Source organism: Yersinia sp. 1652 StPb PI (genome assembly GCF_041538345.1).
GTDB lineage: Bacteria > Pseudomonadota > Gammaproteobacteria > Enterobacterales > Enterobacteriaceae > Yersinia > Yersinia enterocolitica_E.
In genome coordinates, this window is sequence record NZ_JAULSM010000001.1 from 1937063 (window position 1) to 1959353 (window position 22291).

Here is a 22291-nt window from a genome sequence, read left to right on the forward strand (position 1 = left end):
TCAGTGTTCAACCCGCTTTAACCCCATCAGTTATAATCTCATCGGCAGTGCGCCTTGTGGCGGCGCTGATGACTGATGCTCGTTTTACAACTTCAATATCGTAATCGCCGGGAACTGCAAGTGATGCATAAACTCACGCAGGATAAGCAAGCGTGCGGCAAACACATTATCTGCCGGTATCCCTTCAGAGGCTGCGGGTCTACCCATCATTACCGCCGCCAGCCTGTCAAACACCCGCTCTACCGCCTCAAGCGATAAGTGCATTTCGCTCTGTAAAGGCAAACCTGCGAGCTGAGCTATCTCGGCTATCTCGCTATCGGTGGTGACTAATTGGGAGGTTTTATTCAGCGCGGGGCTAATACGGATAACTTCATCTTCAACCACCATAATGGCGGTTTCCATCTCATCAGCCGTTGGCGGATTGTGGCGAAAATAGCGCTGAGCTGTATGGGTATCACCCACGGTAAGTGGCCATTGAGCACCCGTCGGGTCAGTAATTACCGTGCTTGCATCACGACCAATATGCAGCAGGGTGATGACCTGCGCGCTATTACTGAGAGATGCGCGGATAGTTTCATATTCGGTCTGAATGCTATGCATTATCTACCACCTAAAGGGCTAGCGTTACTCAATTAATCCATGTGGAACAACCAAATTACCCCGGAAAACCTGCGGATTTACATGTTTACCCGCGCGGGCATCAATTAAGTCGACCACTTTTCTCGCCAATGTTTCTAATGAATACTCGATTGCTGGCACTGCCGGGATACCGGGTAATTGCACTGAACCATCCAGGCTGAAAACCATCACTTTATCAGGAACGGTACGCTTGAAGACATGCAATAGCGAGATGGCCTTTTGCGCTTCGATTTCATCCATTACCAACAGCGCATTAAATTGTGCACCGTTATTCAATAGTGTCTGCAACGCCTCTGAAGAGGAGTGAACGTTACCCATCACTAAACTGCGGTTATAGGGAATCAGGTAATTCTCCAACGCCCGTTGATAACCCAGTAGCGTCTGTTCCGCCACCGTGCCAGAGGCATGATTTAACAGCGCAATATGTCGGCGGCCCTGACTGACCAAATAGTGACAGGCAGTTTCTGCTGCGAATGAGTGATCGAATAAAATACTGTTAGGGGTAGAGGACTCAAGACAATCAATCATGATGATATTTTCATCATGAGATGGCAGCGCAAAGCGCGCCCCGATGATGATAATGGCATCGCACAAACCATTGGCGAGCTCAGCGATGGCATTTGCTACCCCGATGCTATTGTCGGCAAAACGCAGTAATAAATGCTTTTGATGCTGGCTGAACTGTTTTTCCAAGGCAAACAGATAACTGGTTGTTTGTTGAATGTGTTCAGTAGCGCAAATCACACCGACACACCCGGTTGACTGTGCAGTCAGAAACTGGGCGATGACATTCGGTTTATAATTCAGAGTCTCAACGGCCTTCATCACCGCCAGACGGCTCTCTTCCTTGACGCCGCGTGAACCGCTTAACACCCGGGACACTGTAGCTTTAGATACGTTGGCTAACCGCGATACATCATTAATAGTCGACATAACTTCACTCCACTTTATCTGATCAATGGCCAGAGGGCCTGGTCAGTTCCCTATTTCCTTGGTTCCAGTCTTACTGCATCTATTCTATACCGCGATCATCATAACGGAAACCGTTGTTACCAAGGAGTATCCAATAAAACAGCTCCCAGTGCTTAGCTTTTTGTGACGTCTTTCACAACTGCATATCTTTCAGTGGTTAAATATTTGAGCGCGCTCTCATATCTATTCCGTTTGCATGGAAACCGGTTTCCATTTTGTTTCCAATGAGGCTCAATATGACCAAATCACTCTGAGGCGATACGTAATGAAAAAGATAATGTTGTGCTGCTCCGCCGGGATGTCTACCAGCATGTTAGTGAAAAAAATGTTGGCTGAGGCAGCAACGCGCGGACTTGAGGTTCAGATTGATGCTTTCGGTGCCAGTGAATTCAATGAACAGTTCAGCCGCTATCAGGTTGTGCTATTGGGGCCACAGGTGAAATATATGCAACGTGATTTGGCGGCAATCGCTGAGCCGTTAGGGATCCCGGTGATGACTATCGACATGATGGATTACGGTATGCAACGCGGTGATAAGGTGCTCGACTTCGCCTTATCTCTTATTAATGCAGTGAAATAAAAGGTATCTGCAATGAGTTCTCTTTACCAAGCAATGGTTGGAATGATAGAGCAAACCATTACGCCACTGGCTGGGCGGCTGGGGCAACAGAAATACATAATCGCCATTCGTGACGGGTTTACTTCGGCACTGCCGTTTATGATTATTGGCTCATTTATGCTGGTGTTCATTTTCCCGCCGTTTTCTGCGGACACCACATGGGGTTTTGCCCGTGGTTGGTTAAACTTCTCGAGTACCTATCGCGAGCAATTGATGTTGCCTTTCAATCTCAGCATGGGGGTGATGACCTTCTTTATCTCGGTGGGGATTGGTGCCAGCCTTGGGCGGCAATATAAGTTGGACCCAATCATGACCGGTCTGCTGGCATTGATGTCCTTTTTGCTGGTAGCAGCACCTTATGCTGATGGGCACATTTCAACCCAATATTTCTCAGGGCAAGGGATTTTCACCGCCATCGTTACCGCGGTGTATTCCACTGAGTTGTATGCATTCCTCAAACGCCACAATATTACTATCCGCCTGCCGAAAGAAGTGCCGACCGGGGTTGCACGGTCTTTTGAAATTCTGATCCCCGTAGTGGCAGTGGTTGCGACATTGCATCCACTGAATTTATTTATCGCATCCTCCACAGGAATGATTATTCCAGAAGCGATTATGCACCTGTTGGCACCTTTAGTTTCTGCCTCAGATTCGCTGCCTGCCATTTTGTTGTCGGTTCTGTTATGCCAAATTTTGTGGTTCGCCGGTATCCATGGCGCATTGATTGTCACCGGTATCATGAACCCGTTCTGGATGACCAATTTAGCGCTGAATCAAGCGGCTTTAGCTGCCGGAGCGCCGTTACCTCATATCTATCTGCAAGGTTTCTGGGATCACTATCTATTGATCGGTGGTGTGGGGTCGACTTTACCGCTGGCCTTCCTGCTATTACGCAGCAAAGCCATTCATCTGCGCACTATTGGCAAAATGGGGATAGTTCCAAGCTTCTTTAATATTAATGAACCGATTCTATTTGGTGCCCCCATCATCATGAACCCGGTGTTCTTCCTGCCTTTTATCTTCGTTCCGATGATCAACGCCACATTGGCCTATATCGCGACCAAATTAGGGTGGATAGCGCAAGTTGTGTCATTAACCCCGTGGACGACGCCTGCGCCAATTGGTGCGTCCTGGGCTGCCAACTGGGCGTTTAGTCCGGTAGTTATGTGTCTGTTATGTATGGTGTTCTCGGCGGTGATGTACTACCCATTCCTCAAAGCTTATGAGCGCAGCTTGCTGAAAGCCGACCAGGAAAAAGAGCAACAACTGAGTTTTGCTGAGTCAGCCGAAACCCGCTAAGTCGTGATTAGATTAATCTTTACGGAGAGTATGATGAAGTATCAATTTCCACATGATTTTTGGTGGGGCAGTGCCAGTTCAGCCCCGCAAACCGAAGGTGAAAGCTTGAGTGGTGGTAAAAGTGCCACTATTTGGGACACTTGGTTTGACAAGCAACCGGGGCGTTTTCATCAGCAGATTGGGCCGCAACAGACATCAACGTTTTATCAACATTGGCAGCAAGATATTGCTTTGTTGAAACAGTTAAATCACAACAGTTTCCGTACCTCCATCTCATGGGCGCGACTGATCCCCAACGGACGAGGTGAAGTGAATCCGCAGGCAGTGGATTTTTACAATGGTGTCATTGACGAACTGCTGGCACAGGGGATAACCCCATTTATCAATCTGTTTCATTTTGATATGCCAACAGTCATGCAAGAGCTGGGGGGTTGGGAAAGCCGCTATGTGGTGGACGCCTATGCTGAATATGCCGATACCTGTTTTCGTTTATTTGGTGACCGGGTACAACATTGGTTTACCTTCAACGAACCAATCGTGCCAGTCGAAGGTGGCTACCTCTACGATTTCCATTATCCGAATATAGTGGATTTCAAACGGGCGGCCACAGTGGCTTATCACACCGTGCTGGCTCATGCTTTGGCGGTGAAAAAATATCGCCAACGTGAGTTAGGTGGTGAGATTGGCATTATTTTAAATCTCACGCCGTCGTATCCGCGTTCTGAAAATCCTGCGGATGTAAAAGCGGCCAATATCGCCGACTTGCTTTTTAATCGCAGTTTCCTCGATCCAGTATTACGCGGCGAGTATCCGGCTGAGCTAACGGCATTACTGAAAGATTACGATCAACTGCCTGCCTGCCAACCTGGAGACAGTGAATTAATTGTTGAGGGTAAAGTAGATTTACTCGGTATCAATTATTATCAGCCACGTAGAATTAAATGCCGCGATAGCCGGGTTAACCCAGAAGCCCCCTTTATGCCAGAATGGTTGTTCGATTATTATCAGATGCCAGGCTGCAAAATGAACCCGCACCGGGGTTGGGAAATTTATGAACCCGGTATTTACGATATCCTAACCAACTTGCGAAAAAACTACGGCAACCCGCGCTGTTTTATTTCAGAAAATGGTATGGGTGTCGAAAATGAACAGCGATTCAGCCACAACGGTCAGATAGATGATAGTTATCGTATTGAGTTTGTTTCCGAGCATTTAAAATGGGTTCACCGTGCTTTGGCGCAAGGGAGCCATTGCCTTGGTTATCATATGTGGACGTTTATTGATAACTGGTCATGGTGTAATGCCTATAAAAATCGTTATGGTTTTGTTCAGTTAGATTTGAAAACGCAGCAACGTATCGTGAAAAAAAGTGGCGAATGGTTTGCGGCAACGGCAAATAATCAAGGTTTTGATGAGGTAGAGCGAAATGATTGATTTGGAAGAGGCCGTAATGGAGATTATCGTCAATGCCGGTCAGGCCAGAAGTCTTTGTTTTGAGGCATTGCGAGCCGCCCGTGAAGGTGATTTTGTTCAAGCGCATGCACTGTTATCGGAATCGGATGGCTTTACCAAGGCCGCACATCGGATGCAAACCAAGCTTATCGAACAAGATGCCGGGGAAGCCAAAACACCGATGACACTGATTATGGTCCATGCTCAAGATCATTTAATGACATCGTTATTAGCCCGTGAATTAACCAATGAATTAGTATTATTATATCAGCGAGGATAAATCGCCTTGGGTAAATGAAATTCATTGTGTAACTCAAAGAAATATTTAAATTAACTATTGCACTGAGGTCAAATATGAATATTTAGCCATGGCTGGTTATTTGCCAAAAAGATACTTCTGGGTATAAAAATAAATAAATCATTAACTCTTTTAAAATGGGTTGGCTGAGTGTCGCCTTTATTTTTAGAGCCTAATACTTTAGTTCACATTATCCTAAATAGAGATGGTTATTATGAATAAGTTTATACTGGTTGGACTTACCAGTCTTTTATCATTGCCTGTATTCGCTGAAGTGTCCTGGGAGACCCCGCAAGGGAATCTGAAATTATACGGTGATGTTGAGATTAATATGGATGCTGCCAGTAAAAGTGGGCAGCTCACTTCTCTACGCACCAGTGCAAATAAAGACTGGAAAGCGGGGAGCAGAGAGCAATGGGATATTAATGGCAGAATACTGATCGGTCTGGATGGTTATCGACGTATGAGTAATGGCAATTTCGCGGGTTTCACTGTACAGCCACTGGCTGATATTGGTGGTCATATGAACCTCGATGATGCAGCCTTCTTCTTTGGTCATGAGAAAGATTGGAAGGTGAAAGTCGGTCGCTTTGAAGCCTATGATATGTTCCCACTGAATCAGGATACGTTTGTCCAACACTCAGGTAATACTGCGAATGATCTTTACAGTGATGGCTATGGTTACATCTATATGATGAAAGAAGGCCGTGGGCGCAGCAACAATGGGGGTAACTTCCTGGTCAGTAAAACTCTGGGTAACTGGTATTTTGAAGTTAACACCATTCTAAAAGACGGAACCACGTTATTTGCCAATAATACTTATCATGGTAATACGCTGGAAAATGAAAAAAATGTGGCATATGTTCGTCCGGTGATTTCGTGGAAACAAGATAGCCTTTCTGCGGCTATAGCAATGGAAAGTAACGTTATCAGTAATGCCTATGGTTATCGTGATGATCAGGGCCAGTTTCAGGACCAATCGAAACGTAATGGCTATGGGGCAACATTCACTTGGAATAATCAGGATAAAGATCCTGAGAATGGTATTGTCGCTAATCTGAGCTCAGCTTATATGGATGCAACCAATGAGAAGAACTTCAGTGCCGGGGCTAATATCTTATGGCGAAATTTTGAAATTGGTTATATTTACGCACACAATGATATCGAATATTTCAACAGTGCAAATGCAGGGGTAGTTACCTCTGGGATATTAACCTCGCCTGATAAATATGATGTTCACACGATCCACACCTCCTATAAAATTGCCAATATCATGGATATGAATAACTTTAATTTATACCTTGGTGCTTACTGGTCTAAATTGGAAGTGTCACCTGATAATAAAGTGGTTAATGCTGAAAACGATGACCGCTATGGTGTCCGTGCCAGATTTAAATATTTCTTCTAATAGATTACTGGCGACCACATGAATTAAATTGGTTATTTAATATTTTACTCAGATTAAATTTCACTTAAATAAATGCCTGTCTGCGGAATTAGGTTATGCACGCCTGTGGTATTTCCGCAGCAGGCGAGGTTATTTTCTACTCTTGTCCCCTCAGAACCAGCGAATAAAAAACCTGCTATTTGAATTTTTTTGCGCTTTCCTAAGAAGAAATTGCGTAGTGCGCCGCATTTTTAAACAAAAATTCAATAAACTAAATATTTTTTGATGCGGATCAAGACACATTTCCTTTGTTTAGTGTTAATGTTAATAAATCTCATTATCAACTTCATGTGCGTTACTCATATTATGCGAACTTGGCACAAACTCTTTCTGCTTTGCTGCTGTTGGTGGCTATCAGCCTCATTAGCCTGGGCTGCGACGGATTACCCGCAGTTGGTTAATGATATCCAATCCCGTCTCGATAAAACGTCTCAGTTGTACCAACAACAGAACAATGATGAAGCCCGTACTACGGTGCAGATGGCGTACTTTGAAGTTTTCGAAAACCTCGAAGGCCCGATTCGTATCAATATATCTGCCCAGAAGAGTTACCAGATGGAAGCCGCTTTTGGCGAAATCCGGCGCATGATTGGGGAGGGCAAACCGCAAGCGGAAGTTGATAATAAAATTAATTGGCTTAAAAGTGAACTCACTGCGGTACTGCCTATACTGACCGATGGGCATAAACTTAATGCAGAACAGCAACATGCAGCCTATGAAAACAGTGAAATTGCACTGTACTGGCAGCAGAGTTTCAAAATCATTGATGACTTACTGGCACAAGCCATAAGCGAATATCAAGAAGGGAAGTTCGCCGCGGCCAGCGAAAGCGTGCAACAGGCTCATTATCAGGGTTTTAAAAACTCTGAAATGGAAATGTCAGTGCGGGGCAATCGTTCCGCACAAGCAGCGGCGGCAATTAACCAACAATTTACCGCATTAATCGATCTCACCCGCAAGCCAGACCAAATAACGGAAGTTGCCTATCGTGTCACTGGTTTACTGCAAACTATCGAAGACACCCTGCCAGGCTTACCCACAACGCGTGAACAGCAACCAGTCACCGCAGATCAAGCCAACGTTGGGCAATCTTCGGCATCGGCTGCTAATTCTGACGGACAAGCTAATGCCGATTGGGCGGCGGTTTCCAGTAAGATAAATCAGGCCATCAGCGATGCTATCAGTCAGTACCAAAAGGGGCAGACTACACCGGCAATGATGGCTGTACAGGATACCTACTTTGATTTGTTCGAAGCCAGTGGCATGGAGAATAAAGTTGGTTCACGTGATGCTGCATTTAAATCGACGTTAGAGGGGCATTTCACTCGTTTAGTCAGTCTGATGAAAGCCGGTCAGCCAGTCGAACAGTTACAAGCCGAAGCAGTTGCGTTGCAAAAGGATTTGGCCAGTGCTGTAGAGATGCTGGGTGGGGGGGATGAAACCAACTGGAGTCTGTTCATCTACAGCCTGCTGATTATTGTGCGTGAAGGGCTGGAAGCTTTACTGATTGTTGCCGCGATAGTGGCTTATCTGGTGAAAAACAACCATCAGGATAAATTACCACTCATTCGTCAATCCGTCGTAGTGGCCTTAATCGCCAGCGTGCTAACCGCTTTCGTCTTCCAGTGGTTATTTGCTAATTCAGGGCAAAGTCGTGAGTTATTAGAAGGTTTCACCATGATGATTGCCGTGGTGATGCTGTTCTCAATGAGTTACTGGTTATTGTCGAAGACTGAAGCACGGCAATGGAAAGCTTATCTCGAAGGGAAATTTTCTAAGTCACTCAGTAGTGGATCGATGGTCGGGTTATGGCTGACAAGCTTCCTGGCGGTGTATCGCGAAGGTGCTGAAACTGTACTGTTCTATCTGGCCCTGATGGGCGATGCCAGTACCACTAGCGGCCACTTGTCGATTCTGGCAGGTTTTGGCGTTGGCTGTGTATTCTTGCTGGCAGCTTATCTGGTTATGCGCTTTACCGTAGTCAAATTGCCACTCAAACCCTTCTTTATGTTTACCGGTGGCTTTATGTACCTAATGGCGTTTGTATTTGCCGGTAAGAGTGTTCTTGAACTAATTGAAGGTAAATTGTTTGAGCCGACATTGCTACCGGGCGTACCTGAAATCAGTTGGTTGGGGATCTATCCATATCTGGAAACATTGATTCCTCAAGGGATATTACTGATTGCTGCGCTGGTTGCTCTTTGGGTAATGCAACGGCGTGGTCGTACTGTCTCAGCGTAATGGTCCGGCATGATGCCGGTGTGAATAACGACAATGTAATTATCATTTGATACCAGAGGGTGTGCTACATGACCATGAAGAAAACGATTATTGCCAGCAGCATTATCGCCAGCATTTTTGCAGCGCCTGCTGCTTTCGCCTTTAAAGAGTATCCGGCTGGCGAGCCTATCAAGATCAACGATATGGAAATTGCTGCAGTTTACTTGCAGCCAATCGATATGGAACCGCGTGGCATGGGTTTGCCTGCCGCGAAAGCTGACATTCATCTGGAGGCGGATATCCATGCCACCGAAGGCAATAAGAATGGATTTGGTGCCGGTGAATGGATGCCGTACCTGACTATCGCTTATACCTTGGTGAATACGGATACTGGTACCAAACAAGAAGGCACATTCATGCCGATGGTTGCCAGTGACGGTCCACACTACGGTGCCAATATTAAAATGATGGGCGTAGGTAACTATAAAGTTACTTACCATATCAGTGAGCCATCTAAAGCCGGGTTACATCGCCATACTGATAGCGAAACGGGTGTCGGCCGCTGGTGGAAACCGTTTGATGTGAGTTATGACTTTAAATATACCGGTTTGAATTGATAACAATGGCCGCGATGACTAAAACAGTTATCGCGGCTTTTTCTTAATGCTGGATAGTCAGCGCGTTTTTATCCGCGCGATGTAAAAGCTGATCAGTGATAACTGGCAGGTGTTGTGATTATCTTGCCCAAGGTGTGTGCTAATGAGTTATTTTTTTGTTTCCGTGCTACAAGCCTTTTTACCGGTAGCGTTGTTATTGGGGTTAAGTTGGGCATTCAGGCCAGCTCCTGCATTGAACCGGGTGGTATGGATAACGATACTCATGGCTATCGTGGGTATTTGGGCCGGTACCCATTACCCAAAATCGCAGCAATTGCAGTTAGTTCTGGCGGGGGTTCAACTTCTCGCACTGCTGTTATTCTTGTTAAGTCAATTTACGCTCCGCCAGTCGTTAGGTTATGTCTGGCAAGCCCTGTTGGTATTGGGCGCAGCATTCAATTGGGGTAATAATCCGAATCTCGGTGCCTTTACCAATACCCATGTCATCAACACTGATTTACTGCTCAATTTGGCGGCTATTGTCGTGGCATTTGGCTGGGTGATTTTCAGTGCCGCATTATTGCTGATGATGGTCAGGCAATTGCCTCGTTGCCGTTGGCCACTATTGATACTGATAACGGTATTACTGATTTTGCCACTCAGTGGCGATGGCATTCTGTTATTGATGAAGTTACAGGTTGTGCCACTGACCAAATCACTACTCAGTTATGTCGCTTTAGTTACCAATGGGCATGCCTGGTTGAGTTACATTTGTGCGCTGCTTCTGGCATTTACGACGCTGTGTTACTTGATACCGTTATGTAATTCCCGCCGGATCGTCGGTGAAAATTCAGACCCGATCGCTCACCGTAAAGCATTAGCTGATTACCGTAATGTACGCCGAATCTTTATTTTTTCCTTGCTGGCATGGGTAATAGTCGCAGGTGCTCAACTCTACTGGGATAAAGTCGCTTCTCAACCGCCCCAGTTGTCCGAGGCCTTACCCGTGACACTCTCGGCTGATGGTTTAGTCCGTATTCCAGTAGAGCAGGTACGCGATGGTAAGTTGCATCGTTTTGTCTGGGTCGCCGATGATGGTAAAGCAGTACGTTTCTTTATTATTAACCGTTATCCCGATCGTCTGCGCCTGAGTGTGGTTTTCGATGCCTGCTTGTTGTGTGGTGATCAAGGGTATGTCATGGAAGGCAATCAGGTCATTTGTGTTGCCTGCGCCGTGCATATTTTCATTCCGTCGATCGGTAAAGCAGGGGGCTGTAACCCGATACCGTTGGAGGGGTGGAAAAGTGACGATAAAGAGTTAGTCATTCCCAAAGCCTCTTTGGAGGCGGGTGTCAATTACTTCACCACGGTAGTAACGCTTGATGTAATTGATCCGGTTGATAAAACTCACCTCACCAATCAAAAGGCCGAATATAAGTACAGTTATGGCGAGAAGACCTATTTCTTCTCATCTGAGGCGAATTACAACCGTTTCCGTGAACACCCGGAGCAGTTTGTGACGCCGGTTGCCAGTGGTGAAGACAGTGACACGCAGGAGAATCCATAATTATGTTATGGCGCATGCTCAAGCAGTCTTGGTTCAGGAATGTCCGGCGTAAATCCCTGGCGGTATTTACGGTCTTCCTTGCTGCCGGACTCATCTCGTCATTGTTGGCGGTATCGATAGATATTGGCGATAAAATGTCACGTGAGTTGAAGTCTTATGGTGCCAATATTTTGATTGAACCTGCTGGGCAGGTGGCACTGCCTTCATTGCTCGGCGAGCAGAGTAACCCACTTACCGGGCAGGATTTCCTCGATCAAGCTGAGTTACCCAATATCAAAGATATTTTTTGGCGTAACAATATTGTCGGTTTTGCGCCATTACTGAGCGGCGAAACTGATGTTAAGGGTCAAATTATTCCGCTGCTGGGGACCTATTTTAATCAGCCGGTTGATGTACCCGATGAAGAGGACTATCACACCGGTCAGCAAATTATCAGCCCGTATTGGCAGGTTAGTGGTAACTGGCCGCAGGAGCCAGTTAAAGCCGATGCGACAATGGCTGAGGCATTGTTAGGTAAACAACTGGCACAGCAAACTGGTTGGAAAGTCGGTGATGAGTTGCACCTCAACGGTGCTTCTGGCCCACTAATGGTGAAGATAAGTGGGGTGCTGAGTAGTGGTGGTGAAGAAGAGAGCCGCCTGGTGTTACCCCTAAGCGCAGTGCAATCACTCCTCGGCTTGCCAGGAAAAATCCAGGCAGTGCGGGTCTCAGCATTGACTGTGCCAGAAAATGAGTTGTCGCGTAAAGCGCGCGAAAACCTTGAAGCCCTCAATGCCGAAGAATATGACCTGTGGTATTGCACCGCCTATGTTTCTTCAATTGCACACCAATTGGAAGAGGCTATTTCTGGCTCCGTGGTGCGGCCAATTTGGCAAGTTGCTGCATCTGAAGGGGTGGTGATTGAAAAGATACAACTGCTGTTGGCGGTGGTTACACTGGCGGCGTTGATTGCTGCGGCAATGGGGATTGCATCGCTGATGACCAGCACGATTATGGAACGCGCTAAAGAGATTGGTTTGATGAAAGCATTGGGGGCGCGTCAGTGGCAAATTTTGATGCTGTTTTATCTTGAAGCAGCAATCAGTGGCTTGATTGGTGGTCTGGCAGGCTGTTTGGCTGGCTGGGGCTTGGCAAAAACCATTGGCCTGATGTTGTTTGGCGCTCCGCTCAGTTTTGCCTGGATGGTGGTGCCCTGTGTGCTGGTGATATCCGTGTTGATTGCCGTCATAGGTACCTGGTTCCCTGCCCGGCGTATTGCCAGTCTCTATCCGGTGGAGGTGCTTTATGGCCGTTAATCATCGGGCAATTCAGCATAAAGTCAGTAATAGTATGTTCTGGCGATTGGTATTACGTGCACTGCGCCTGCGGATGCAACGGGTCAGTGTGGTATTTGCCGCACTCACTGTTGGTGCAGCGATTGTCACCGCAATGTCAGCAGTTTATTTCGATATTAATGCCAAGATGAGTCAGGAGTTACGAACCTTTGGTGCCAATTTCTATATCGGCCCAGGGCATGGTAACTCTTTTGAACAACAGCGATTTCAGCCAATTATAGATGCGGCACCAAAAGGGCTTATCAATGCTTCCAGCCCCTATATTTATGGTATGGCCCGCACCGAATTGGAAAAAGTGGTGCTGATGGGGGTATGGTTTGAATCCCTACAACAGCTCGTTCCCTACTGGCAAGTCACCGGCAACTGGATCGGCGTCAGTTTTGATGATCGCAATGCCATGATTGGTGTCAAACTTGCCGAACGCTTGCACGTCAAAGTAGGCGATACCATTACATTGGTGAATGGAGCGACTCGCCAGCGTCTTCAGGTCAAAGGTATTGTTGAAGCGGGTGACGCCACGGATAACATGTTAATCGTCAATCTTGAACTGGCGCAAAAATGGCTCAATCAACCGGGGCATATCAGCAATGCGCTCCTTAGCGTCAGTAATGATGTGGGGCAGGTTGAAACATTTGCCAGCCGCCTGCGTGAGCAATATCCCGATCTTGAAATTCGGCCAATCCGTAAGGTCTCGGCTTCTGAAGGGCAGGTGCTTGATAAAATAAAAGGGCTGATGGGGCTGGTCTCGGTGGTGATCCTCATTTTGTCATCACTGTGCGTTAACACCACCTTAATGGCGATAGTGGGTGAGCGTTCAAAAGAGTTCGCCTTGCAAAAAGCATTGGGTGCCAGTGGTGCCGATATTATTCGTCAGATGCTGACTGAAACACTGATCATATCGCTGGCTGCCGCAGTCTGCGGTGCTTTGCTTGGGTATGTGTTGGCGCAAGTATTGGGCCAGACGGTGTTCAGTGCGGCAATCGCTTTGCGAGCACCAGTACTGCCATTGACCCTGATATTGTCATTGTTAGTCGCCGCCGTGGCGGCCATTGTTCCCACCCGTCGGGCTATTCATATCGAACCCGCTAAAGTCCTGAAAGGAGAGTAGCAAATGACATCGCCATTAACACGGGTGAAACCTGAATACACCGCGGATGCCGTCATTGAAACCCGACATTTATATAAGCGTTTTGGTCAAGTTACAGCGCTGGAAGACATTAATATTCGCATTAATCGTGGTGAGTTTGTCGCGATTATGGGGGCGTCCGGCTCAGGTAAAACAACATTAATGAATATCCTGACCTGTCTGGATACCGTTAGCGAAGGGCAGGTGTTACTTGACGGTATTGATGCCGCAGGCTTAGACGAAGAAGGCCGCCGGCAGTTTCGGGCTGACAAGATAGGGCTGGTTTTTCAACAATTTCACCTGATTCCTTACCTGACTGCGTTAGAGAACATTATGTTAGCGCAGCATTATCACAGTGTGGTTGATGAAGACGCCGCGCGGCAGGTTTTAGAACAGGTCGGGATGACACCACGTATGGGGCATCTGCCTAGCCAACTCTCTGGTGGTGAGCAACAGCGAGTGTGTATTGCACGTGCGCTTGTTAATCAGCCTCCTATCATTTTTGCTGATGAACCGACCGGTAATCTTGATGAAGAGAATGAACAGCGGGTGCTGGATCTGCTAAACCATATTCATCGTCAGGGTAGAACCATTGTCATGGTTACCCACAATCCAGATTTAGGGTGTGTTGCTGATCGGATAATCCGGCTCCAGCACGGTAAATATCTTAATGAAGAGAGCCGTCATCATGTGGCGTAATCGGTTAAAAGTTATCGGCATGTGTGGTGTGTTATTGCTACTTAGCGCGTGCAAACAAGAAGAGTTGGTGGTGGGTGAAGCGGCCCCACAATTGGCAGCTTATGACCTAAAAGGCAAGCCGGTGGCACTTGATCAATGGAAAGGTAAGCAGGTGTACCTCAATTTCTGGTCAGCTAGCTGTGGCGGTTGTCTGGCTGAAATGGCGGCACTGAATAAACTGAGTCAGGAATATCGGGATGATATCGTGGTTGTGGCGATTAACACCGATCCTGAACAGGTGGATATCAATCCGGTGTTGGCACAGCGGAATATTAGTTATCCGGTTATTCGTGATCAATTAGGTATCACACAAGAACGCTACCAGGTTATTGGCACCCCGACTTCTTTTCTGATTGACCGCAGTGGTAAAGTGACGCAATTGCATCAGGGCGCGCGTAATGAGCAGGGGCTGGTTACGTTGTTCCAACAATGGGCGGCGGGTGCATAATGAAAGCAGTGCTGTTGTTAACCGTGGGTGTCCTGCTGCTCAGTGTCACGGCTCAGGCAGCCACTGACGGTGAGCATATTTATAAACAAACCTGTTCAAGTTGCCATGGGCGTTCGGCTGATCGCAAAGGCTTGGATAAAGCACCGCCACTGATATCGTTATCGCGTGATGAAATTGTTGATGGTCTAACTGCTCGCCGCGATGGCAAGATTGTTGGCCGGGGCAATAAGGCCAAAGCACATCTGACGGATGACGACATTCAAAAACTGGCCGACCATATCGAAAACTTAAAAACGATTAAACGCACAATGCCTTGATGCAATATTATCTTTTATTTCAATTTGTTGACTGATTTAAATAAACCAAATCTCGTGCCGAATTTGTTTGTTCCGACGGCTTCATTTGATAATGTTAATGCTGTATTATATGTTGCATATTAAATACATCTTTAAGTTATCTGAGGAATATCAGTATGGAAAATACATCAGCACTGCTGTGTTATAAAGAGTTACCTGTCTGGAATAGTACCGCTGTACCGGCGATGTTCCGGGAAAAACACAATACCAAGGCGGGTACTTGGGCCAAACTGACCATTCTAAACGGGGAGATGGATTTTCTGATCCTCGATGAAGCGGGGAATACTTTGGCGAGGCATAGCTTCTCTTGTGAGCAGCAGCCGCCCTTTATAGAACCCCAAGTCTGGCACCGTATTGCCGCTTGTTCAGATGACCTGCAATGCCAACTCAGTTTCTATTGCACGGCAGAAGATTTTTATCATAAAAAATACAATTTAACCCCGACGCACTCTGAAGTCATTGAAGCCGTGAAAATGGTTAAACCGGGTAAAGCATTAGATTTAGGCTGTGGTTCTGGTCGTAATTCTTTGTATTTGAATTTATTGGGTTTTGATGTCACGGCGGTAGACAAAAATAGCGATAGTATCCATAATTTACAGCAGATTATAGTACAGGAAAATCTGCAAAATATTACCGCCAGCACTTACAATATTAATGAAGCCAGTGTGGACAACCGCTATGATTTTATTCTATCGACTGTGGTCCTGATGTTCCTACAACCGGAAAGAATTCCCTCTATTATTAATAATATGCAGGAGTGTACCTTGTCCGGTGGTTATAATTTGATTATCTCTGCCATGTCTACGGATGACTTCCCTTGTACTGTGCCGTTCTCCTTTACATTAAAGTCGGGTGAGTTAAGCCATTACTATAAAGATTGGGATATTATTAAGTACAACGAAGATGTTGGGCAATTACATAAGACCGACGCCGAAGGTAATCGGATAAAACTGCGCTTTGCGACATTATTGGCGAAAAAACGGTAATTGCACCCCAGGTACCCAACCTGCGACTTAGTTGGGTTTAATACAGCATATTAAATCGCGGGTAATTTAACCGCCGCGGGGGGTAAGTTGGATTCTTTACGCAAACAACCGACAATATAATCAATAAATACGCGCAGCTTGGGGGGTAAATAGCGGGTTGGCGGGTAGAGTAACCATAAGCCACCGCTGTACGAACTGATAAAGCGCCATTCTGGTAATACCGGTACTATCAGTCCCTGTTGCAATGCTGTTCTGGCCGTAAAATAAGGTAGGCTGCCGATACCTATATGCTGCAAGACAGCATCTAGCCTGACACCGGTATGGTTAGCTGCGTAGCGGCCCCGTACCGCGACAGTTACCGCTTTGCTACCTTGACGGAATTTCCAGCGGGCGTCTCCTGGCGTCTCTCCGAGATAAATACAGCTATGGTGCACTAAATCATGCGGATGCAGGGGAACCTCATGGGTGGCGAGATATTCGGGTGTGGCGCACAACAAATGTTCGATAGCCATCAATTGCCGGCCAATCATTCCAGCAGGGGGTTGGTCAGTAATACGAATTGCCAAATCGATATTTTCATCAATTAAATCAACGTAGCGGTCATCTAAGATCAGTTGTACATCTATTTTACTGTGGCGGCGCAAGAATTCAGGGATATGCGGGTGAACGACAAAACGGCCAACCGCTTTTGGTACACTGATACGAATAAGCCCTTCCGGTTCCAGATTGTACTGGCCACTGACTTCCATCACTGAATTGGCTGCACTAAGCATCGCATGACAGCGTTTAAAAACCTCTTCGCCACTTTCACTCAATCGCAATTTACGCGTAGTTCGTTGCAATAAGCGCGTAGCCAGCGCTTTTTCGAGTCGGCTGACGCTACGGCTGATTGCTGAAGGTGAAACGCCTAACTGGCGTGCAACTGCCGAGAAACTACCGGTTTCTACCACTTTAACGAAAATAGCCATTTCGCTTAGCAGAGTCAGAGGCGTATTTGTGCTCACAGCGCAACAGTCCTTTGAGGTTATGACGGATTATCACAATAGATTGGCATTAATATAATCATAATGGAAATGATAAAAGGATAATGATTGTGACTACTCGTCTATTTTTTGATAACGATACGCTGGCTACGGATGTAAATGTCCTGAGTTGTACTCCTGATGGTGAGCGATTTGCTTTAATATTGCAGGCTACTATTTTCCATCCGCAAGGCGGTGGGCAACCTTGCGATACCGGTACGATTGGCGGCAGCCCGGTATTACATGTGGTGGTGGTGCAACATCAATTAGTTCATTATGTGGCGCTGCCCGTTGCATTAGGGATACAACCCGCGTGTATCGACAGTGACCGGCGTATTCTGAATGCACGCATGCATTCCGCTGGGCATATCATTGGCAATATTGGCGAAAGTTATGGCTGGTTGCCAATAAAGGCACATCACTGGCCGGGTGAGGGCCGAGTCTCATTTAAACCGACTGAAAATCCGCATCCAATTGATATTAATATTGTTCAGATAGCTTTAGAGCAGTTTATTCATCAGGATTTAGCCCGACAGACGTTGATCCAGGGTGATTTTCGCGAAATCGGATTTGGTGAATTGCCCGCGTATGCCTGTGGCGGTACCCATGTTAGTTCGCTGCGCGATGTGGGAAAGGTTATTGTTCAGTCCATTTCGGAGAAAAAAGGAGTGATGTCGGTGAATTACACGATTGATTAGTCGGTAACAAATTGTCTTAGCTCTGCACCTGCAACTTCAATGACTTTAGGTATATTATTCAGATTACAGATAAAATAAGCCTTGAAGGAAAGTTTGGTGAATAAAGAAAAGATTGCGCATTTAGACGCGGTAAGTCGCAAAGCCCGTACGGTAATGGAGCGAGAAGGGCTTGATGCTCTGGTGGTCACCGTTTGTGATAATTTCTACTATCTCACTGGGTTCGCCAGCTTCTTTATGTATACCTTCCGCCATACCGGTGCGGCGGTGGCGATTATGTTCCGTGATGCAGCAATTCCTTCGCAAATCATCATGAATGAGTTTGAGGCAGCCAGTGCCCACTTTGATATGCCGAATATGGTGCTAAAAACCTTTCCGGTGTGGGTCGATGTCGATGACCCACGCAATCCCCTTAATCATCAGACCAAGCGTGAGCGGCCGATTGGCCCGCCAGTTGAAGCTGTTTTTAGTTTAGTCAAAGCAGCGCTTGAGGACGCCGGGGTGCTGGGTAAGACCATTGCCATTGAATTACATGCCATGTCTAACGGGGGAAAAGGTGTTCTGGACAAAGTAGCGCCAGGGCTGAAATTGGTTGATTCAACGCCATTATTTAATGAAATCAGGATGATCAAAAGCCCGTGGGAGATTGAACATCTGCGTAAAAGTGCTGAAATAACCGAGTTTGGTATTGCCCGTGCAGCGAAAGAAATTCGCGTCGGTTGTACTGCGGCACAATTGACGGCGGCATTCAAAGCCGCAGTAATGACGTTTCCGGAAACGAACTTCTCCCGTTTCAATCTTATTTCGGTTGGTGATAACTTCTCGCCTAAAATGCTGGCGGATGACACTCCAGCTAAGCCGGGAGACTTAATTAAGTTTGACTGCGGTGTGGATGTTGCAGGTTATGGGGCCGATCTGGCGCGAACTTTTGTTCTGGGGGAGCCGGACCCACTAGCAAAGCAGATATATGACACCATTAGAATCGGTCATGAACATATGCTCTCAAGGGTGGCACCGGGGGTTAAATTAAAAGATGTTTTTGATTCCACCATGGACGTCATTAAAAAATCGGGCTTGCCACATTATAATCGTGGTCATCTAGGGCACGGTGATGGTGTATTTTTGGGATTAGAAGAAGCACCTTTCATCAGTACATTAGCGACTGAAACGTTCCAGCCTGGGATGGTGTTAAGCCTTGAAACACCCTATTACGGTATTGGGGTCGGTTCGATTATGTTAGAGGATATGATTCTCATTACTGATAATGGTTATGAGTTTTTAACTAAACTCGATCGCGGCTTACAACGTTGTGACTAATCTGCGCTGAACATCTCACTTTATGTGAATTAAATTCATCTTGGAAAATAGACTCTAGCCATTTTAGCTGAGCCTATTTTTCTTAGGTCAAAATCGTATATGACAAACATTCAAATAGTTATAAAAATAATGCATATAAAATAATGAGTTAAATTGTAGAAGTGTTTTAATAGTTTGGTTACTGGCATTCTGGCAGTAAGATCTGGTTTTCAATCAGTTCATTTTTAATGATAACGGAAGTGATAATCTACTATTGCTAATAATAGCGGACTTATTTTCTAGTTATAAGATAAATAATATTTTAGATATTAAAATTAAAAGTAGTAAAAAAAACAGGCTAAAACAGCCCGAAAATCAAATCGTGCTACCCTTTTGCAGACGACTGTATCGCAGGATTCCCTTAGTGAAAATATTTAGTCGCTAAATTTTACCTTTTTAAAGGATTTTATCCTAAGATTAATCTTAATTTCATTAAAACTAACCGCTATAACACATTTTCACCTCTATTAATCGCTGGAATAACAATATTCTATAATAATTCGACAACAGTATTTTCTTTCAACTATCCTATGTAACATGCTGTAATACATTCTAAGGACTTCATTTCATCATAATTCCATAATGAAAAATGGATGTTCGTGAAGTAGCTTTCCTTGATCATCAAACAAGTTGCTGGCTTAAGGGTTATATAATGTATAACGCATTTACAACACTACTGCGCCCGTTGCACCGGCACAGAATAACTTTATTAGCGCTATTAATTTCCGGCCTTTCAGTTAATCCAGTTTTGGCAGATACACAGTATGATTCGTTAATCATCCAAGCCAGATCAGGAGATACCGCGCCGGTCCTTGACTACTTACAAAAAGAATCCAAATCTGGCCCTCTCAATAGTGGGCAGGTAGACGACTGGCTACAAATAGCCGGTTGGGCAGGGCGTGATCAAGAGGTTATTGACGTTTACGAAAGATACCACTCTTCAATGAATCTCTCTTCGCGGGGCTTAGCGTCCGCAGCGCGTGCATATCGCAATGAAAAACGTTGGGATCAGGCGTTGGCATTGTGGCAAAGCAGTTTAAAGAAAGACCCAACCAACCCAGATCTTATCACTGGCATGATAATGACTCAGGCGGATTCCGGGCGCGGTGGTGAAGCTTTACAGCAGGCGAAAGACCTGGCTGCGCGTGACCCTTCTGCAAAAAACTATATGACCCTCTCTTATCTTAATCGGGCAACCAACCGCAATTACGATGCTTTGCAGGCCTCGAGTGAGGCGGTACGACTGGCACCGGAATCTGAGGAAGTATTAAAAAATCACCTCGAGATTCTGCAAAGAAACCGTATTGCCGATCCTGCGTTGCAGCTTGCCAAAGAGAATCCAAAATTAGTGACCGCAGAGCAATATCGGCAACTTGAGCGAGATGCTGCAGCGGAACAAGTCCGTATGGCGGTACTACCAACACGCAGCGAGACGGAGCGATTTTATATTGCTGATCAAGCGTTGGCTGATTATCAGGATTTGTTAGCCCGCTGGAGCAAAGATCCCGAAGCGCAGGCCGATTATCAACGTGCTCGTATCGATAGATTAGGCGCGTTATTGGTTCGCCGTAATACCGAACAACTCATTAAAGAATATGAAAGCATGGAAGCCGAAGGCTACAAAATGCCGGATTATGCACGTCGCTGGGCGGCATCTGCTTATATCGATCGCCGGATGCCAGAAAAAGCAGCACCCATCTTGACCAGTTTGTATTACGCCGATGGCAAAACATTCCGCAATAGCGATGATTTGCTTGATGCAGATGATCTCTATTATTCGTTGAATGAAAGTGAACAATTGGATAAGGCACATCAATTCGCTAAAAACTATAGCGAACAAACGCCGTATCAGGTTGGCGTTTATGGTCTGCCAGGTAAAGAGCCGAATGATGACTGGATGGAAGGGCAGACTCTGCTGGTTCAATCCCTGGTAGCACTCAATGATCTGCCTGCGGCGCAGAAAAAACTGGAAACGCTATCCAGTACTGCTCCTGCTAACCAGAATTTACGTATTGCTCTGGCCGGTATCTATTTGGCAAAAGATTTACCACGTAAATCTGAACAAGAATTGAAAGCAGTAGAGTCATTGGCGCCACGCAGTCTTATTCTGGAACGTGCACAAGCTGAAACTGCGATGGATTTGCAGGAATGGCATCAGATGGAGTTACTCACTGATGATGTGATTACCCGTTCTCCTGAAGATGTTCCCTCGCAGGAGCTCGATCGTCAGCGCAAAGTGCATAACATGTATGAATTGCGTGTAACCGGGAATCGAACTATTTCTTCCAACAGCCCAATCAGTGGTAACAAGGATTTTGGCATTGAAACCTTGCTGTATAGCCCACCGATAGCTGAAAACTGGCGGGTATTCGGTGGTGGCAGCTACGACAATGCGCAATTTGAAGAAGGAAAAGGCATTAATCGTGCTACGCGGTTAGGGGGCGAGTGGACATCCCGTGACCATTGGGTTGAGGCTGAAGTGAATAATCAGAATTACGGTTTTGGTAACAAAACCGGTGCTCGGTTATCGACTTGGTACGATTTTAATGATCACTGGCGAGTTGGCGGGCAGGTTGAGAGACTGGCCAAAGATACCCCATTGCGCGCATTAAAAAATAATATATCCGCTAACAGTGCGTCAGCGTATGTGTTCTGGAAAGCCGATGATCGGCGTGACGCTGAAATTAGCGTGACACCGTCACGTTTCTCTGACGGCAACAACCGTTGGGAATATGAGTTCAACGGACGCCAACGTGTCTGGACGGGCCCTTACCTGACGGCAGATCTTAGCTTAGGGTTAGCGTCGAGCCATAACACCAAAGAAGACGTGATTTACTATAACCCGAAAAGTGATTTCACTTACGTCCCTGCCATTACCTTAAACCACATTATGTATCGCCACTATAAAACCGTCTGGAGCCAACAAATTCAGCTCGGTGTTGGCGGTTATTGGGAGAAAAACTTCGGTAATGGTCTGGTAACCACGGCAGGTTATGGGCAACGCATTCAATGGAATGATGTCGTGGATACTGGGATAGCAGTGACCTACGATAAGCGCCCCTATGATGGTGTCCGTGAGCACGATCTCTCGCTCGCTTTCGATTTGAATTACCGTTTCTAA

The 22291-nt window shown here is 46.2% G+C and carries 20 protein-coding genes; 17 read left to right on the forward strand and 3 right to left on the reverse strand.

The genetic code is table 11. From position 1 onward, the window contains the following. Positions 1-84: 84 nt before the first annotated feature. Positions 85-600: a hypothetical protein gene (locus Q2T71_RS08945; RefSeq protein WP_372558837.1), complete on the reverse strand. Its 516-nt coding sequence runs from the start codon at positions 598-600 to the stop codon at positions 85-87. 24 nt (positions 601-624) lie between these two features. After that, entirely contained in the window at positions 625-1572 is a 948-nt protein-coding gene (locus Q2T71_RS08950; protein WP_372558838.1) for a LacI family DNA-binding transcriptional regulator, read from the reverse strand. A 304-nt stretch (positions 1573-1876) separates the two neighbouring features. On the opposite strand from Q2T71_RS08950, the gene Q2T71_RS08955 reads away from it, so the two are divergent. From Q2T71_RS08955 to tehB, 14 genes are all read left to right on the forward strand, one after another. Continuing rightward, positions 1877-2191, forward strand: a complete 315-nt coding sequence (locus Q2T71_RS08955; protein ID WP_042569652.1) for a PTS sugar transporter subunit IIB — start codon at positions 1877-1879, stop codon at positions 2189-2191. A gap of 12 nt (positions 2192-2203) precedes the next feature. Then, positions 2204-3529, forward strand: coding sequence for a PTS sugar transporter subunit IIC (locus Q2T71_RS08960; RefSeq protein ID WP_372558839.1), 1326 nt, complete (start codon positions 2204-2206; stop codon positions 3527-3529). A 33-nt stretch (positions 3530-3562) separates the two neighbouring features. Then, on the forward strand, positions 3563-4963 hold the full coding sequence (locus Q2T71_RS08965) for a glycoside hydrolase family 1 protein (protein ID WP_372559888.1): 1401 nt from the start codon (positions 3563-3565) through the stop codon (positions 4961-4963). Further along, complete coding sequence (locus Q2T71_RS08970; protein ID WP_083159078.1) at positions 4956-5261, forward strand: PTS lactose/cellobiose transporter subunit IIA; 306 nt, start codon at positions 4956-4958, stop codon at positions 5259-5261. The genes Q2T71_RS08965 and Q2T71_RS08970 overlap by 8 nt, the downstream gene beginning before the upstream one ends. A gap of 223 nt (positions 5262-5484) precedes the next feature. Next, the gene (locus Q2T71_RS08975) at positions 5485-6687 is read left to right on the forward strand and encodes a carbohydrate porin (RefSeq protein ID WP_372558840.1); all 1203 of its coding nucleotides are present in this window, start codon (positions 5485-5487) and stop codon (positions 6685-6687) included. A 345-nt stretch (positions 6688-7032) separates the two neighbouring features. Then, the gene (locus Q2T71_RS08980) at positions 7033-8967 is read left to right on the forward strand and encodes an FTR1 family protein (protein WP_372558841.1); all 1935 of its coding nucleotides are present in this window, start codon (positions 7033-7035) and stop codon (positions 8965-8967) included. Between the two features lie 68 nt (positions 8968-9035). After that, positions 9036-9563, forward strand: coding sequence for an iron transporter (locus Q2T71_RS08985; protein ID WP_083159075.1), 528 nt, complete (start codon positions 9036-9038; stop codon positions 9561-9563). A gap of 142 nt (positions 9564-9705) precedes the next feature. Continuing rightward, positions 9706-11109: a Fe-S-containing protein gene (locus Q2T71_RS08990; protein ID WP_372558842.1), complete on the forward strand. Its 1404-nt coding sequence runs from the start codon at positions 9706-9708 to the stop codon at positions 11107-11109. Between the two features lie 2 nt (positions 11110-11111). After that, positions 11112-12404, forward strand: coding sequence for an ABC transporter permease (locus Q2T71_RS08995; protein ID WP_372558843.1), 1293 nt, complete (start codon positions 11112-11114; stop codon positions 12402-12404). A gap of 34 nt (positions 12405-12438) precedes the next feature. Continuing rightward, complete coding sequence (locus Q2T71_RS09000; protein ID WP_193784820.1) at positions 12439-13551, forward strand: FtsX-like permease family protein; 1113 nt, start codon at positions 12439-12441, stop codon at positions 13549-13551. Positions 13552-13554: 3 nt separating this feature from the next. Continuing rightward, positions 13555-14268 carry an ABC transporter ATP-binding protein gene (locus Q2T71_RS09005; protein WP_083159071.1) on the forward strand — a complete coding sequence of 238 codons (714 nt, stop codon included), beginning with the start codon at positions 13555-13557 and terminating at the stop codon, positions 14266-14268. Positions 14269-14287: 19 nt separating this feature from the next. Beyond that, a complete protein-coding gene (locus Q2T71_RS09010) occupies positions 14288-14755 on the forward strand; it encodes a TlpA family protein disulfide reductase (protein WP_372559889.1) in 468 nt (155 codons plus the stop codon). After that, positions 14755-15072, forward strand: a complete 318-nt coding sequence (locus Q2T71_RS09015) for a cytochrome c (RefSeq protein WP_372558844.1) — start codon at positions 14755-14757, stop codon at positions 15070-15072. The genes Q2T71_RS09010 and Q2T71_RS09015 overlap by 1 nt, the downstream gene beginning before the upstream one ends. Positions 15073-15227: 155 nt before the next feature. After that, the gene (tehB, locus tag Q2T71_RS09020) at positions 15228-16097 is read left to right on the forward strand and encodes an SAM-dependent methyltransferase TehB (protein ID WP_372558845.1); all 870 of its coding nucleotides are present in this window, start codon (positions 15228-15230) and stop codon (positions 16095-16097) included. A 50-nt stretch (positions 16098-16147) separates the two neighbouring features. Here the strand turns inward: tehB and Q2T71_RS09025 are convergent, their stop codons facing one another. Next, positions 16148-17101: a LysR substrate-binding domain-containing protein gene (locus Q2T71_RS09025; RefSeq protein WP_372558846.1), complete on the reverse strand. Its 954-nt coding sequence runs from the start codon at positions 17099-17101 to the stop codon at positions 16148-16150. A gap of 89 nt (positions 17102-17190) precedes the next feature. Between Q2T71_RS09025 and Q2T71_RS09030 the strand changes: the two genes are divergently transcribed. The 3 genes from Q2T71_RS09030 to pgaA all read left to right on the forward strand — a co-directional run bounded on the left by Q2T71_RS09030 (position 17191) and on the right by pgaA (position 22291). After that, positions 17191-17817: an alanyl-tRNA editing protein gene (locus Q2T71_RS09030; protein WP_372558847.1), complete on the forward strand. Its 627-nt coding sequence runs from the start codon at positions 17191-17193 to the stop codon at positions 17815-17817. Between the two features lie 96 nt (positions 17818-17913). Beyond that, positions 17914-19131: a M24 family metallopeptidase gene (locus Q2T71_RS09035; RefSeq protein WP_372558848.1), complete on the forward strand. Its 1218-nt coding sequence runs from the start codon at positions 17914-17916 to the stop codon at positions 19129-19131. Between the two features lie 691 nt (positions 19132-19822). After that, complete coding sequence (pgaA, locus tag Q2T71_RS09040) at positions 19823-22291, forward strand: poly-beta-1,6 N-acetyl-D-glucosamine export porin PgaA (protein ID WP_372558849.1); 2469 nt, start codon at positions 19823-19825, stop codon at positions 22289-22291.